Below are 1,742 nucleotides of genomic sequence, written 5' to 3'. Positions count from 1 at the left end.
GTCCGCACCTCCTGAGTTCCGCGACCGGGCGACGACCGCGATCGCCGACGGCGGCGGCTCGCTGTTCGTCTCCGGCATCGATCCCGGCTGGGGCAACGACATCCTGCCGGTCCTCGTCAGCGGTCTCGCGTCGACGATCGAGCAGGTGCGCTGCCAGGAGATCTTCGACTACACGACGTACGACCAGCCCGACTCGGTCCGCTATCTCGTCGGCATGGGACAGCCGATGGAGGAGGAGCCGCCGATGGTGGCACCGACGATCCCGACCATGGTGTGGGGCGGTCAGCTGCGGCTCATCGCCCGCGCGCTCGGTGTCGAGCTCGACGACATCGTCGAGACCGTGGATCGCCGGGCGCTCGACGAGACCGTCGAGAACGCCGCCATGGGGACGTTCGAGCAGGGCACCCAGGGCGCGCTGCGCTTCGAGGTGATCGGCATGGTCGACGGCGAGCCGCGCATCGTCATCGAGCACATCACCCGCATCCACCCGGCGTGCGCCCCCGACTGGCCGTCTCCCCCGGACGGCGGCGATGGGGCACACCGGGTGATCATCGAGGGCAGGCCGCGGATCGAGGTCACCATCGAGGCCACTGACGATGGCGACAACCGGGCCGCCGGCGGCAATGCCACGGCCGTGGGCCGGCTCGTCAACGCGATCCCGTGGCTGCGGTCGGCGGATCCAGGCCTCTACGACGCCCTCGACGTGCCGCTGAGCCCGGGCGTCGGCAAGCTCTCGAGGATGGCGACCGCATGATCATCGACATCCCTGAGGGCAAGGACCCGATCGGCTATGTGTGGGGCGAGATGGTGCCCGGCATCGGCGGCGCTGCTGCGACGTTCTCGATGAAGGTCTACTCCGACTCCACGCTCGGACTCCGCGAGTTCGAGGCCGCGCGCCTGCGGATCGCGCAGATCAACGGCTGCCTGTTCTGCCAGGACTGGCGCACCGAGCGCGACGGCGAGAAGGTCGAGGACTCGTTCGACGAAGCGGTCCTTGCGTGGCGGACGACCGACGCGTTCGACGAACGTACGCGACTGGCGGCGGAGTACGCCGAGCTCTACGCGACCGACCACCACAGCATCGACGACGAGTTCTGGAAGCGGATGCTCGCGGAGTACGACCAGCGCGAGATCGTCGAGCTCAGCATGTGCCTCGGTTCCTGGCTCGCGTTCGGCCGCCTCAACCGTGTGCTCGGCCTCGACGCCGTGTGCGTGCTCCCCTCGCACCTCTCGACGCACTGATGGCGGACTCGACGTTCGCCGGACGAAGCATCCTGGTCACCGGAGCGTCCTCGGGACTCGGCGCCGCTGCCGTACGCCGGTTCGCCGCCGGCGGCGGGCTCGTCTACGCGGCCTCACGGGACCAGACGAAGCTCGCCGAGGTCGCCTCATCCTGCGCGGACCTTCCTGGTGAGGTCCGGTCCGGTCACCTCGACGTCTCGTCAGCTGCCGATTGCCGGGCCGCGGTCGCCGCCACGGTCGACGCGTATGGGCGCCTCGACGTGCTGGTCAACAACGCGGGACGACACGACTTCCGGGTGACCACCGACGTCACCGACGAGCAGTGGGACGCCGACATCGCCGTGAACCTCAGTGGCGCGTTCCACCTGTCCCAGGCCGCGATCCCGCACCTGCTGGCGACGGGCGGCAACATCGTCAACGTCGCGTCGGTGGCCGGGGTGATCGGCGAGGCGTACTCGGCGGCGTACACGGCCGCCAAGCACGGCATCGTCGGGCTCACC

Annotated in this window: 3 protein-coding genes; all 3 read left to right on the top strand. The window is 69.7% G+C overall.

Annotated features, from left to right (window positions below):
- Nucleotides 1-754: dihydrodipicolinate reductase (locus V6M46_RS06110; protein WP_332662890.1), on the top strand; the 754-nt coding region annotated here is incomplete at its 5' end.
- A complete protein-coding gene (locus V6M46_RS06105) occupies nucleotides 751-1,242 on the top strand; it encodes a carboxymuconolactone decarboxylase family protein (protein WP_332662889.1) in 492 nt (163 codons plus the stop codon). The genes V6M46_RS06110 and V6M46_RS06105, both read left to right, overlap by 4 nt.
- Nucleotides 1,242-1,742: SDR family NAD(P)-dependent oxidoreductase (locus V6M46_RS06100; RefSeq protein ID WP_332662888.1), on the top strand; the 501-nt coding region annotated here is incomplete at its 3' end. The genes V6M46_RS06105 and V6M46_RS06100, both read left to right, overlap by 1 nt.

This window comes from Aeromicrobium sp. (assembly GCF_036676885.1).
GTDB lineage: Bacteria > Actinomycetota > Actinomycetes > Propionibacteriales > Nocardioidaceae > Aeromicrobium.
This window is presented reverse-complemented; position numbering and strand designations above follow the sequence as displayed.

Excerpts from the sequence above, each read along its gene's own strand:
- V6M46_RS06105 (WP_332662889.1), top strand. The coding sequence starts at position 751 with ATGATCATCGACATCCCTGAGGGCAAGGACCCGATCGGCTATGTGTGG.